The organism is Bradyrhizobium sp. SUTN9-2 (assembly GCF_003122645.1).
Classification (GTDB): domain Bacteria; phylum Pseudomonadota; class Alphaproteobacteria; order Rhizobiales; family Xanthobacteraceae; genus Bradyrhizobium; species Bradyrhizobium yuanmingense.
Genome location: NZ_LAXE01000001.1, coordinates 4,966,463 through 4,977,771, shown reverse-complemented (window position 1 = coordinate 4,977,771; position 11,309 = coordinate 4,966,463). Strand labels below are relative to the sequence as shown.

General features: G+C 65.8%; 15 protein-coding genes and 1 pseudogene. 9 read left to right on the top strand and 7 right to left on the bottom strand.

Translation table 11 applies throughout. From position 1 onward, the window contains the following. A pseudogene (locus XF30_RS23045) lies at positions 1-362 on the bottom strand (hypothetical protein); the annotation flags it as partial. A 343-nt stretch (positions 363-705) separates the two neighbouring features. Between XF30_RS23045 and XF30_RS23040 the strand changes: the two are divergent. After that, positions 706-1,302 carry a L,D-transpeptidase gene (locus tag XF30_RS23040; protein ID WP_167361659.1) on the top strand — a complete coding sequence of 199 codons (597 nt, stop codon included), beginning with the start codon at positions 706-708 and terminating at the stop codon, positions 1,300-1,302. 42 nt (positions 1,303-1,344) lie between these two features. Here the strand turns inward: XF30_RS23040 and XF30_RS23035 are convergent, their stop codons facing one another. Together XF30_RS23035 and XF30_RS23030 are read right to left on the bottom strand one after the other, a co-directional pair. Next, positions 1,345-1,776: a COG4315 family predicted lipoprotein gene (locus tag XF30_RS23035; protein WP_036000243.1), complete on the bottom strand. Its 432-nt coding sequence runs from the start codon at positions 1,774-1,776 to the stop codon at positions 1,345-1,347. Positions 1,777-1,894: 118 nt separating this feature from the next. After that, positions 1,895-2,359 carry a MarR family winged helix-turn-helix transcriptional regulator gene (locus tag XF30_RS23030; RefSeq protein ID WP_036000241.1) on the bottom strand — a complete coding sequence of 155 codons (465 nt, stop codon included), beginning with the start codon at positions 2,357-2,359 and terminating at the stop codon, positions 1,895-1,897. A 100-nt stretch (positions 2,360-2,459) separates the two neighbouring features. Here XF30_RS23030 and XF30_RS23025 point away from each other — a divergent pair, with 100 nt between their 5' ends. From XF30_RS23025 to XF30_RS23015, 3 genes are all read left to right on the top strand, one after another. Beyond that, complete coding sequence (locus tag XF30_RS23025; RefSeq protein ID WP_192893226.1) at positions 2,460-4,382, top strand: FAD-binding monooxygenase; 1,923 nt, start codon at positions 2,460-2,462, stop codon at positions 4,380-4,382. A gap of 225 nt (positions 4,383-4,607) precedes the next feature. Then, positions 4,608-4,889: a hypothetical protein gene (locus XF30_RS23020; protein WP_036000293.1), complete on the top strand. Its 282-nt coding sequence runs from the start codon at positions 4,608-4,610 to the stop codon at positions 4,887-4,889. Positions 4,890-5,018: 129 nt separating this feature from the next. Next, positions 5,019-5,225: a hypothetical protein gene (locus XF30_RS23015; protein WP_036000235.1), complete on the top strand. Its 207-nt coding sequence runs from the start codon at positions 5,019-5,021 to the stop codon at positions 5,223-5,225. A gap of 42 nt (positions 5,226-5,267) precedes the next feature. Here XF30_RS23015 and XF30_RS23010 read toward each other — a convergent pair whose 3' ends face one another. Further along, positions 5,268-5,612 carry a DMT family transporter gene (locus XF30_RS23010; protein ID WP_036000232.1) on the bottom strand — a complete coding sequence of 115 codons (345 nt, stop codon included), beginning with the start codon at positions 5,610-5,612 and terminating at the stop codon, positions 5,268-5,270. Positions 5,613-5,736: 124 nt separating this feature from the next. Between XF30_RS23010 and pdxY the strand changes: the two genes are divergently transcribed. Beyond that, entirely contained in the window at positions 5,737-6,552 is an 816-nt protein-coding gene (pdxY, locus tag XF30_RS23005; protein WP_057029030.1) for a pyridoxal kinase, read from the top strand. Positions 6,553-6,556: 4 nt separating this feature from the next. Here the strand turns inward: pdxY and XF30_RS23000 are convergent, their stop codons facing one another. Then, entirely contained in the window at positions 6,557-7,888 is a 1,332-nt protein-coding gene (locus tag XF30_RS23000; protein WP_109143943.1) for a M15 family metallopeptidase domain-containing protein, read from the bottom strand. 244 nt (positions 7,889-8,132) lie between these two features. Between XF30_RS23000 and XF30_RS22995 the strand changes: the two genes are divergently transcribed. Further along, complete coding sequence (locus XF30_RS22995) at positions 8,133-8,336, top strand: hypothetical protein (RefSeq protein WP_025035973.1); 204 nt, start codon at positions 8,133-8,135, stop codon at positions 8,334-8,336. A 171-nt stretch (positions 8,337-8,507) separates the two neighbouring features. Beyond that, a complete protein-coding gene (locus XF30_RS22990) occupies positions 8,508-8,759 on the top strand; it encodes a hypothetical protein (RefSeq protein WP_109143942.1) in 252 nt (83 codons plus the stop codon). On the opposite strand, the gene XF30_RS22985 is transcribed toward XF30_RS22990, so the two are convergent. Beyond that, a complete protein-coding gene (locus tag XF30_RS22985; protein WP_074447944.1) occupies positions 8,756-9,316 on the bottom strand; it encodes a bifunctional transcriptional activator/DNA repair enzyme AdaA in 561 nt (186 codons plus the stop codon). The two genes, XF30_RS22990 and XF30_RS22985, sit on opposite strands and share 4 nt — an antisense overlap. 129 nt (positions 9,317-9,445) lie before the next feature. Between XF30_RS22985 and XF30_RS22980 the strand changes: the two genes are divergently transcribed. Continuing rightward, a complete protein-coding gene (locus tag XF30_RS22980) occupies positions 9,446-9,862 on the top strand; it encodes a nuclear transport factor 2 family protein (RefSeq protein WP_109143941.1) in 417 nt (138 codons plus the stop codon). An 85-nt stretch (positions 9,863-9,947) separates the two neighbouring features. After that, complete coding sequence (locus XF30_RS22975) at positions 9,948-10,862, top strand: DMT family transporter (protein WP_036022852.1); 915 nt, start codon at positions 9,948-9,950, stop codon at positions 10,860-10,862. Between the two features lie 6 nt (positions 10,863-10,868). Here XF30_RS22975 and XF30_RS22970 read toward each other — a convergent pair whose 3' ends face one another. Continuing rightward, entirely contained in the window at positions 10,869-11,219 is a 351-nt protein-coding gene (locus tag XF30_RS22970; protein WP_109143940.1) for a zinc ribbon domain-containing protein YjdM, read from the bottom strand. Positions 11,220-11,309 lie beyond the last annotated feature (90 nt).

Sequence of the window (11,309 nt, the reverse complement as noted above, 5' to 3'; positions counted from 1 at the left end):
CCGACCGAGGACCGCTTCTTCATCACGGGACCATCGCTGGACGTGACGCGGACAGCGGTGTCGATCGACGGTGCCGCAGTGGATTTTCCGTAGACGACGTTGATGCTTGGCTCGGGCGCGCGCGCCGGCTCCAGAGTGAACTTCGGCGTGACCTTGGGCTGCGGGGCAAACTTGGGTTCCGGGGCAAACCTGGGCTCCGGACGCGGCGCGATCTCTGGCGCCAGCGCAGGCGACACGCTGGCGGGGCGCGAGGCCCGCACGATCTCGGGCGAGATCTGGACCGCGTCGTGAGGATCGTTGTCCTTGACCGTGTCTTTCACGATCTCATCGACGATTTGCTTGGCGTTCAGCGTCGCGAGCATCGCAGCTCCTTTGAAGCCCAGTGTTCGAGGTTAAGGCATCCGCATTGGCGCGGGGCTGATCCGAGGTGAGGCCATACCCGGTCCCCATGTCGCACGAGTCCAGCCGGGTTTGACCAAAGCAAGGCGAGGGGATGGAGATGATGCGACACTCTTCCGCCCTTTGTGGTGATGGAACCCAATTTGCCGAACACGCGCATGTGTTCCTGCACCGCCTTGTTTTCAGCACGATTTTGGCAATATCTGGTGACGGCGGGGGCGTCGTTATTCCGCTATCGGGGGGCCGGCGGTGCCAAGATCTCTACTCGTTTTGTTCGTCGCAGCCCTGCTGCCGCTGGGCGGCTGCATGCAGACGACACTTTCGCCATCGACGGATGCGAGCATGACGCCGCGCGACCGTCAGTTGCTCGCGCACGCGCCTTACGCCAAGGCGAACGTGCCCCAGCAATATCTGCGTCACATCGTCGATTACCACCGCAAGGAGCAGCCGGGCACGATCCTGGTCGATACCGACGCGCGCTACCTCTATTACGTGCTGCCCGAGGGCAAGGCGATCCGCTACGGCGTTGCCGTCGGCGAGGAAGCCATGGCGTTCTCCGGCGTCGCGCGGGTCGGTCGCTTGGCGGAATGGCCGGACTGGGTCCCGACCGCGGATATCCAGGCGCGACTCGGTCCCTATCCCGCGCGCGTTCCCGGCGGTCCCGCCAATCCGCTGGGCGCGCGGGGCATCTATCTCTATGTCGGCAACAAGGACACGCTCTATCGCATCCACGGCACCAACCAGCCCGAATATATCGGGCAGGCGATCTCGTCCGGCTGCATCCGGATGCGCAACGAGGACGTCATCGATCTCTACGACCGGGTGAAGCTCAATTCGATGGTCGTGGTGCTGCCGCCGGGGCAGAGCGCGCAGGCCGCGGCGGGCGGGCGCTGGCGCGGCTGAGGTCTGCGCCGGTCAGTTCGAGTTTAGGTGCGTTGTCACGCTCTAGTTCTCAGGCCGGGCGACCCGCCATTGCAGCGTCGTGGCGTTGCCGTTGGCGTCGCCCGGCGCCTTGTCGGCGGGCGAGGTGTAGAGCGGGCGATAACGGTAGGCCCACATCTTGCTGCCGTCGTTGCGGTTGATCACGGTGAAGTCGCCGACGGCCCTGGCGTCGGCCGTTGCGGCGAGCGGCACCCAGCTCTCGATGCACTTGCCGTTGCAGTTCGACGTCTTTCCCGTGGTGTCGCGCTCATAATAGTAGAGCGTCATGCCGTTGAGATCGACGAGCTTGGGCCCCTGCTTGGTCAGGATGACCTTCGCGGGAGCCGTTGGCGCCTCGACCTTCGGCGGAGGAGGATCGCCGCCGCCATGGCCCCCTGCGACCGCCTGAACGGTCGAGAGCGCGACGGCCGCGGCCACAACGAGGAACCTGAACATCCGAAACTCCGCCCCGCAAAGTTAATCGCGCGTTAAGCGCCCCAATGCGGCCGACGTTAGCAGCCGAAGGTTAGTTCCTGGTTTCGTGCGCTGCGACAATTACGGACATGGTCCGCGATCAGAGCTGCGCATCGCGCAGCGGCGCGCGGCTGAGCTCGTTGCCGGCGGCGATGGCCTTGCGCAGCAGCCGCATCAGCTCCTCACCCTCTTTCGCGCTGAGGCCGCGCAGCATGATGCGCTGCGCGGATTCGACGGCCGGGGTGATCTTGCGCAGCGTGCGGCGGCCCTCGTCGGTGATCTCGAGCTCACGCGCGCGGCGGTCGCGGCTGGAGGGGCGCCGCTCCGCGAGGCCCTTCTGGACGAGGCGATCGATCACGCCGGTGATGGTGGTGCGATCGTAGGCGATCAATCCGGCGAGCGTCACCTGATCGAGCCCCGGATTGGCCTTGATGGTTGCAAGCGCGGCGTATTGCACCGGAGTGAGATCGAAGCCGGCGTCCTCGACCTCGGCCAGGAACACCGCGACCGAGATCTGCTGGAAGCGGCGTGCCAGATGTCCGGGCATGTCGTTGTTGTCTTTCACCGAGATCTCCTCCGGGGCAGAGCGGTGCGGATCATTGACAAGTATACTGATAGTCAGCATACTGATCAATACGAAACAGAATTTGGCGGGAGAGGTGCTCATGCAGTTCCATCTCAATGGATTTCAGCCGGGCGACCCTGAAATCGCCGATCCTGCCGCGCGCGTTCAGGCATCGGGAGCGGCGGGCGCCGTGCCCGGCGAGGTCGATGTCCTCATCGTCGGCTGCGGGCCGGCCGGCCTGACGCTCGCCGCCCAGCTCGCGCAATTCGCCGACATCAGGACGTGCATCGTCGAGCAGAAGCCGGACCGCCTCCTCGTCGGCCAGGCCGACGGCATCGCCTGCCGCACCATGGAGATGTTCCACGCCTATGGCTTCAGCGAGCGTGTGCTGAAGGAAGCCTGTTGGGTCAACGAGACCACGTTCTGGAAGCCGGATGAAGCGGCGCCGGAAAAGATCGTCCGCAGCGGCCGGGTGCAGGACGTCGAGGACGGGCTGTCGGAATTCCCGCACCTCATCCTGAACCAGGCGCGCGTCCATGATTGCTTTCTCGACGTCATGCGCAAGTCGCCGGCGAAGCTCGCGCCGTATTACAGCCGGCGCGTGCTTGATGTGAATGTCGATCCGGCCGCCGGTGCCGACGATCATGCCGTGACCGTGCGCCTCGAACGCGTCGATGCCGCGAACGAGGGCAAGGTCGAGACGGTCAAGGCCCGCTACGTCGTCGGCTGCGACGGCGCCCGCAGCACGGTGCGCAAGTCGATCGGGCGCGAGCTGCACGGTGATTCCGCCAACCACGCCTGGGGCGTGATGGACGTGCTGGCCGTGACCGATTTTCCGGACATCCGCTTCAAGTCGGTGATCCAGTCGGCCAAGGACGGCAGCCTGCTGATCATTCCGCGCGAAGGCGGCTACATGGTCCGCATCTATGTCGAGCTCGCCAAGCTCGATGTCGGCGAACGCGTTGCCAATCGCAACATCACCGCCGATGATGTGATTGCGAAAGCGCAGCGGGTCCTGAAGCCGCATCGGCTCGAGGTGAAGGAGATCGCCTGGTGGTCGGTCTACGAGATCGGCCAGCGCCTCACCGACAAGTTCGACGACGTGCTGGAGGGCGAGATCGAGACGCGCCAGCCGCGCATCTTCATCGCCGGCGATGCCTGCCACACCCACAGCCCGAAGGCCGGGCAGGGCATGAACGTATCGATGCAGGATGCCTTCAATCTCGGCTGGAAGCTCGCCGCCGTGCTGCGGAGGCAGTGCGCGCCAAGCCTGTTGCATTCCTATTCGGCCGAGCGCCGGGCAGTCGCGAAGGAGCTGATCGATTTCGATCGCGAATGGGCTGATATCCTCGCCTCCGCCGCCAAGGCCGGCGGCGCCGATGCCGCCAAAACGCAGGACTATTTCGTCCGGCACGGACGTTTTACCGCGGGCACGGCAACGCATTACAAGCCGTCGATGCTCACCGGCGCGGCCACGCATCAGCACCTCGCGCAGGGCCTCATTATCGGCACGCGCTTCCATTCCGCGCCGGTGATCCGGCTGGCGGACGCCAAGCCGGTGCATCTCGGCCATGCCGCACGGGCCGATGGCCGCTTCCGCATCTACGCGTTCTCGCCCGATGAGAACCCGGCAGCGTCGGGCTCGGCCATTCGTGCCTTGTGCAATTTCCTCGCGGAATCCCGGAAGTCACCTATCCGTCGATATACGCCTGTTGGAGCTGACATCGACAGCGTGATCGATCTGCGCGCGGTGTTTCAGCAGGACCATCGCGAGCTCGCCATCGAGGCAATGCCGCCGATGTTGCTCCCGAGCAAAGGCCGTTACGGCTTGTACGACTACGAGAAGATGTTCTGCCCGGATCTCAAGAGCGGCCACGACGTTTTCACGATGCGCGGCATCGATCGGGCGGCCGGCTGCATGGTCGTGGTGCGGCCCGACCAGTATGTCGCGACCGTGCTGCCGATCGACGATTTTGCCGGGCTCGCCTCGTTCTTCGACGCATTCATGCTGCCGGCGAGGTGACGCCGAAAGCGCCGCGCGGGCCGTTCCGCCCGCGTTTCCGCCGCCGAGCTCTGGCTAGCCGCAACGAAAGCCCGGCCTTGGTGCCGGGCTTTCCGCTCCCGCGCGATCGGGTTCCGTGCGCGTACAATTTAAGAAAGTTCTTCGCGGGCAGATTTCATCGATCGTAATATGTCTATCCAAAGCTGTAAGCATCCACTCGGGGCAGCGGGGCACCGGAGGATGACGATGAGACAGAACCAAGCGGAGACGCGCCGTCAGCAAAATGTCGCGAAGCGGTCGATGACCAAGGAGGCCAAGCAGCTGGCCGGCCTGATTGCCGGACTGCGCGAATCCCTCGAGGAGATCCACAAGGAGCGGGCGGGCACCAAGCTGTCGGGCGCAGAAATGGGACTACTCGATGAGCGTCGCAACAATCTGCTGCTCACTATCGCAGCACTCAATGACCGCCTTTCGGCGGTGCAGGGCCTGATCAATCTCGGCCGCCCGCACATTATCCGCGTGCACTAGCGCCGATCCGAGGCAACGAGATCGGCTCTGTTGCGACGGCACGGGGCCGGCCACAGGCCTCGTGGATGGCACCAAATTGCCACGCTCCCGGCGAATTGCCGCCAAAGCCCGCTGCCACGACAAGGCCGGGTGCAGGGCGACGCAAGGGGATGCGAATTGGCCTACAAGATGGTCGCAGAACGCGACAACGAGAAGTACAGTTTCGCCCGCGAGAGCCGGTTGCTCATCGTGGCGAAGGCGAAAGTGTGGGCGAGCGAGGGGTGGCGGGTGGTCGTCACCGACCAGGATGGCAAGGCCTACGCGCCGTCCGAGCTCGATCAGCTGTCCGCAGCGTGATGGTGGGGCGCGACCTCTTGCTCAGAGTCGGCACCGCGCGCATCAACGCACGGTGGTCTCCGAGAACAGGTTGATGATCACCACCCCTGATACGATCAGCGCGATGCCGACGAAGGCTGCGGCGTCCAGGATCTGACGGAACAGCACGAAGGAGACGGTGGCGGTCAGGATGATGCCGACCCCGCCCCAGATCGCATAGGCGATGCTCAACGGGATCACCCGGATCGCCACCGAGAGCGCGTAGAACGAGGCGACGTAGAACAGCACCATCGCCAGCGTCGGCCAGGGACGGGTGAACTGCGCGGACTGCTGCAGGAACGCCGACGCGGTGACCTCGAACACGATGGCGAGGGCGAGAGCCGTATAGGCGTTGAAGACGGAGGTCATGCGGAGGCTGTGTCCGGGCCGACGGATGGCTGACGTGCGACCGCAAATATCACGCGGGAATGACGAGTCCGCGACAGGACGCAGCGCTTGCGTCGCCCGAAGTTTGACTCTACGGACCTCTTTCATGCTCGTCATCTCCATCCAGAGCCAGGTGGTCCACGGCCATGTCGGCAACAGCGCGGCCGCCTATGCCATGCAGGCGGAGGGCGTGAACGTCGCTGCGGTGCCGACGACGCTGCTGTCCAACCATCCGCGCTATCCGAGCCTGCGCGGACGGGTGCTGGAGACCGAGCTCGTCGCCGATCTCCTGAGGGGAGTCGAGGAGCGCGGCCTGGTCGACGAGGCCGCGGTGGTCGTCACCGGCTATCTCGGCTCGCCCGGCAATGCCGCCGTCATCGCCGATTTCGTCGAGCGGGCGCGCACGCGCAATGGGAAGCTCGTCTATCTCTGCGATCCCGTGATCGGTGACGACGGCCGCGTCTATGTCGCGGACGGCATCCTGGACGTGCTCCGCCACCGGCTGCTGCCGACGGCGAACCTGACGACGCCGAACCAGTTCGAGCTCGAGCTGCTCTCTGGGGTCGCAATTGCCGACGCCGAGAGCCTCAGCGCGGCCTGCGCGGTGCTGGCTGGGGCAGGCACCGACGTCGTCGCCACCGGCTGCACCCTCGCTGACACGGCGGCGGGGCAGGTGGAGACGATCCTGTGCACTGATGGCCGATTGTCGCGCTTTGCGACGCCGCGCCTGCCGATCCGTCCCTACGGCACCGGCGATCTCCTCACCGGGCTGATCGCGGCGCATCTGGCCAAGGGCGAAGCGATGGAGTTGGCGGTACGTCGCGCGGTCGACACGGTCTTTGCCGTGCTGGTGCGCACGCAGGACGCCGGCTCGGCCGAGATGCGGCTGGTGCCGCTGCCGACGGCAGAGCGCAAGCCGTAAACCGTCAGGTCGCGCGCTTGCCGGCCGATTGCGCCGACTTCTGCGGCTTGGCCGCCGGGCCCTTCTGCTCGCGCGCGACGTCGGCCTTCGGCGGCTTGGCGCTCGCAAGGCCCTGTGTCTTCTTCGGCTTAACGCCGGCAACGTCCTTGCGGTCGGAGGTGCCGCGCTTCGAGATATATTCCTGGCCGTCGATCGGGCCGACATGGGGCGGATCGCGGCCGAGATAGGGTCGGCCGATGCCGTACGCCTTGCCGTTGGCATCGACCCACTTCCACAGGATTTCGGTCGAGACCCAGCGCTGCGCCCTGTTGCTGCCTTGCGTGCTGACGATGTCTGCCGCCATGCCGTGACCGTAGCCGCCGCGCGTGCTGCCGCCGTGATAGGAGCGGTTGGAGGCGGCCTTCAGGCCGCTCGCGATCGACTGGCGATAGTCGTCGCGGAACGCGCTGGTGATGCCCGGCGACAGGCCGGCGGCTTCGGCCGCGAGCATCATGCGGAACAGCTTCTGCTTGAAGCTCTTGTCCATGCCGCCGATGACGTAGTCCATCATCGACATGCCGGCGCGCTCGGCCGCATGCGGATCCTTCCAGGTGAAGTCCTGATCGACCAGCTTGGTGAAGCTGCGCATCACCGTGACGGTCTTGCCCTTGCGCTTGATGGTGACTGCGCGCCGCTCCTGCACCTTCATCGTGTCTTCCTTGGCGGTGCGCTGATAGAGCGCCCAGAGGTAGCGGTCGATGCAGGCCTCCATGACGAAGCATTCGTCGAGGACGGCGATGTTGTCGGCAGGCGGTGACGCCTTGCGCGCAGGCGCAACGGGGTCGCTCGCGATCGCCGCGGCCGACAATGTGTCCGTCGTCACGATCTCGGTGGGATCGGTGGATGCGAGCTTGACGGGCTCCGCCACAGGGGCGGGGGCAACCTCGCTGACGACGGGCTCCGGTTCAGGCAAGATCGGCGGCGCGGGCACGGCTTCCACCGGCAGGATCAGCGCCGGGTCGGCCGAGGCAAGCTTGATGGTGGAGGCGGGCTCTTCCGGCGTTGCCTCTGCCGGCGCGGGAGGGTCGGGCAGCGCAGTGACGGTGGCTGCGATGTCGGCGGTCAAGGCGAAGCGGTCCTCAAGGGTCGCAGCGCGCGGCACGTCGGCGAGGTCGATGCGGCCGAGATCCTTGGCATGATCCTTGGCACGATCCTTGGCGCGCGAGATGGCGGCCGCATTGGCGGCGCTGTTCTCGATGAGCGCTGGCGCATAGGCGGAGAGAGACAATGCCAGCCAGCCGGCGAGAACGGCCGAGGGACACGATATCGCCACCAGAAGAGACCGCCGATCGTTCATGATCCCTGCCTCCAAACGGTCTGCTCGAACGATCTTGCCCGAACAGTGGTGATGCAAACAGTCTGACGAAAGAGTCTTGCACGGAAAGGCACGCTAGCACGTCGATTGTTCGGGCCACGGTGTGGCGGCGCAATGGCGCAAATCGGCGAGTGCGGGCTTTTCGGGGCAACTGTGGCCGAGGTGCAACGCCCGGTTCCATTTGGCGTTGGCGCAACTTTGTTGCGGCTGGTGCGTTGGAGGCGCCATGACGCATCCCTCGCTTCGTCCCATGGACGCCTTCGACCCCACCGAGCCCGCCATCCTGCACGATCGTCTCTCCGACACGATCATCACCTGGACCGCCGACCAGGCCGAGGACTACCGCCGCGCCAGCCGGCCCGGCGCGGATGGAACCGTGGCCTGGAAGACCTATCTCTTCGACGGCTGGGGCAACGTGCTTGGTGGCTGAGCGGCTCCTCTGGAGGCGCCGCGTCGCAGCCGGCGTGATTCGCCCAAATCCCTGGACGCATTAGGCATAACGTCATGCATTGCATGCGATGTTGCAATGCGGCGGTGTATGTCGCACTGCAGCAAAATGCGCCTAAATAGGCTCCGACTCTCAAACCTCGGAGCATCACCAATGAACAAGAAGACCTTGTCGATCGCCGCCTTCCTGACGATCGCGGGCGGTACCGCGGCTTTCGCCGCCGAGCTGCCGACCTATGAGGCCAACGGATTTCCGGTTTCCCCGCTGCAGGTGCACGTGCTCGGTGCCGCACATGTCGAGCAGCAGGTCGCAGCGCCAAGCGCAATCGCCTCGGTCCACCAGGCGAAGGTGCTCAGCCCGCGCAAGGTGAAGACCGCGGACGTAATCACTGGCGCGGGCCGCTAAGCTCGCCGCGCGCGCAGGCTTGACGGCGAGCGGCCGTAGAGTTCGGCGAAGGCGGCGTTGAACCTGCGCAGGCTGCCGAACCCGGCCTGGAATGCGATAGCGGTCATGCTGTCATCGCCGGCATCGAGCAGGCGCTTGGCGCGCTGGACACGCAGTGTCTTGGCGAGCTGCTGCGGCGTAGCGCCGACATGGCGCTCGAACAGGCGCGCCAGGTGACGCGACGAGATGCCGAGCCGCGTCGCGAGATCGACCACCGAGCCTTCATCCAGCGCGCCGTCATCGATGAGCCTCATGGCCCGGGCCACCGTGGAGCGCGTGCCGTTCCAGGCCGGGCAGAAAGGAGCGGTCTCGGGACGGCAGCGCAGGCAGGGCCGGAAGCCGGCGGCCTCGGCAGCCGCAGCCGTCGGATAATAGACCACATTGCGCGCCAGCGGCTGCTTGGCCGGACAGACCGGCCGGCAATAGATGCCCGTGGTCTTCACCGCCGTGAAGAAGCGGCCGTCATAGCGGGGATCGCGGCGCAGGCGCGCGGCGTTGCAGACATCAAAGCTCAACATGATCGCATGGTAGCGCATGGGGGCGGCGGCGGAAGGGCTGCCGGATGACCGAGTCCGATTGCGGCGAGCCGCGGCTCGCACCGCGGCCTAGAAGGCGGTTCTCATCGCAACACGGCCGGAGACCCCATCGTGACCAGCCCGAGAGACGTCGTACTGAACGCCTGGAAGACCTTTTCGTCACGCGATCCCGAGCGCATCGCAGCACTCTTCACCGACGACGCCGAATGGATCGCGCCGAAGGCCAATGCCACCGCCGTCGCGCTCGATCATACCGATCACATGGTGGGAGCGCACCAGATCGCCCGCTTCATCGCGCAGGAGATGCACCGATTGTTTTCGGACATCGATATCGTCTTCCGCGGCGTGTATGTCGACGGCGATGTCGTGATCGTGGAGGAGCGGATGCGCGCCACGCTGCCCGGCGGCAAGCCGTACGAGAACGAGTATTGCTTCGTGTTCGAGGTGGTGGGCGACCGGATCAGCCAAGTGCGGGAATACATGGATACGCGCAAGGGATGGCGGATGGTCTTCGATGAGGGGCTGTAACACGCGTAGTCGGCATCGCCCTCGCGTGACAGCCCTGCAGCCGCGTGGGTTGAGCGGCTCAGCGAGCCGACATATCGAGTGATCCATGGATCAGCGGACGAGCGGCGCCGACGCTCAGAAGAAGGATACCGCGCCGGCACTGCTCGGCGTGGTCTGCGGGCTTGCCGCAGCGCTGTTCTGGGCGCTCGGCTTTGCCGCCACGCGGCACGGCCTCAAGGCCGGCTTCACGCCGGTCGATCTGCTGGTGCATCGCTATGTCTGGTCGGGGATCGCATTCCTGCCCCTGGTGTTGCGCGCCGGACTGTCCGATCTCTGCGGCATCGGCTGGGGCAGGGGGCTCGTGCTGATGGTGCTCGGTGGTCCCGTGATGTCGCTGATCTCGTACATCGGCTTCCTGTTCGTCCCGCTCGGCCATGGCAGTGTGATCCAGCCCTCTTGCGCCACGCTCGGCGGCCTCCTGCTCGCGGCGGTCGTGCTGAAGGAGCGGATCTCCGCCTCGCGCCTGACCGGCGCGCTCGTCATCGTCGGAGGCCTCGGCGTGATCGGTGCGGAATCGATCGGCCACATCGGTGCCGACGGCATTCAGGGCGATCTCATCTTCGTGCTTGCCGGATTCATGTTCGCCGGGTTCGGCGCGATGCTGCGCCGCTGGCGCGTCTCGGCCGTGCCGGCTGCGCTGGTCATCAACGTGCTGTCGCTGCTGCTGGTGCCGGTCTACGTCGCCACGGTGGGTCTCGCCCACATTGCGTCGATCGGCATGACCGAGAACGCCATCCAGGCGCTGGCGCAGGGCGTGCTTGCCGGCCCCGCGGCGCTCTATCTCTACGCCGTCTCCGTCCAGCGTCTCGGCGTGGCCCGCGCCGCGGTGTTTCCGGCCTGCGTGCCCGCGCTGACGCTGCTCACGGGCTGGTTGCTGCTTGGCGAGCCGCCCACGATGCTGCAGACGGCAGGCCTCGTGACGGTGCTGTGCGGGTTCTACCTGGCGCAGCGGCAAAGCTAGCGGACCTCACGCCTTCTTCACGAACTCCGACTTCAGATTCATCGCGCCGATGCCGTCGATCTTGCAGGCGATGTTGTGGCCGTCGCTGGCGTCCTGCAGGCGGATGTTGCGTACCTTGGTGCCGCCCTTGACGACCGAGGACGAGCCCTTGATCTTGAGATCCTTGATCACGATGACGCTGTCGCCGTCGGCGAGCAAATTGCCGTTGGCATCGCGCACGCCCGTATCCTGCGCCGTGTCCGCGAGCGCGTCCGCCGCGCCGCTCCATTCATGGCCGCATTCCGGGCAGACCCAGAGATCGCGGTCCTGATAGGCGTGCTCGGAATTGCAGGTCGGGCATTTCATCGTGTCGGTCATGACGGGTTTTGTCTCGCGCGTTCGTTCGCGGCGCGACCGTAGAGGCGGGAACCGGGAAAGCAAGCAAAAGCTGCGAGCGGCGCGGGCTGG

Excerpts from the sequence above, each read along its gene's own strand:
- XF30_RS23040 (WP_167361659.1), top strand. The coding sequence starts at position 706 with ATGCAGACGACACTTTCGCCATCGACGGATGCGAGCATGACGCCGCGC.
- XF30_RS23010 (WP_036000232.1), bottom strand. The coding sequence starts at position 5,612 with ATGACCTCCGTCTTCAACGCCTATACGGCTCTCGCCCTCGCCATCGTG.
- XF30_RS22975 (WP_036022852.1), top strand. The coding sequence starts at position 9,948 with ATGGATCAGCGGACGAGCGGCGCCGACGCTCAGAAGAAGGATACCGCG.
- pdxY (WP_057029030.1), top strand. The coding sequence starts at position 5,737 with ATGCTCGTCATCTCCATCCAGAGCCAGGTGGTCCACGGCCATGTCGGC.
- XF30_RS22995 (WP_025035973.1), top strand. The coding sequence starts at position 8,133 with ATGACGCATCCCTCGCTTCGTCCCATGGACGCCTTCGACCCCACCGAG.
- XF30_RS22970 (WP_109143940.1), bottom strand. The coding sequence starts at position 11,219 with ATGACCGACACGATGAAATGCCCGACCTGCAATTCCGAGCACGCCTAT.
- XF30_RS23000 (WP_109143943.1), bottom strand. The coding sequence starts at position 7,888 with ATGAACGATCGGCGGTCTCTTCTGGTGGCGATATCGTGTCCCTCGGCC.
- XF30_RS22985 (WP_074447944.1), bottom strand. The coding sequence starts at position 9,316 with ATGTTGAGCTTTGATGTCTGCAACGCCGCGCGCCTGCGCCGCGATCCC.
- XF30_RS23035 (WP_036000243.1), bottom strand. The coding sequence starts at position 1,776 with ATGTTCAGGTTCCTCGTTGTGGCCGCGGCCGTCGCGCTCTCGACCGTT.
- XF30_RS23020 (WP_036000293.1), top strand. The coding sequence starts at position 4,608 with ATGAGACAGAACCAAGCGGAGACGCGCCGTCAGCAAAATGTCGCGAAG.
- XF30_RS23025 (WP_192893226.1), top strand. The coding sequence starts at position 2,460 with ATGCAGTTCCATCTCAATGGATTTCAGCCGGGCGACCCTGAAATCGCC.
- XF30_RS22990 (WP_109143942.1), top strand. The coding sequence starts at position 8,508 with ATGAACAAGAAGACCTTGTCGATCGCCGCCTTCCTGACGATCGCGGGC.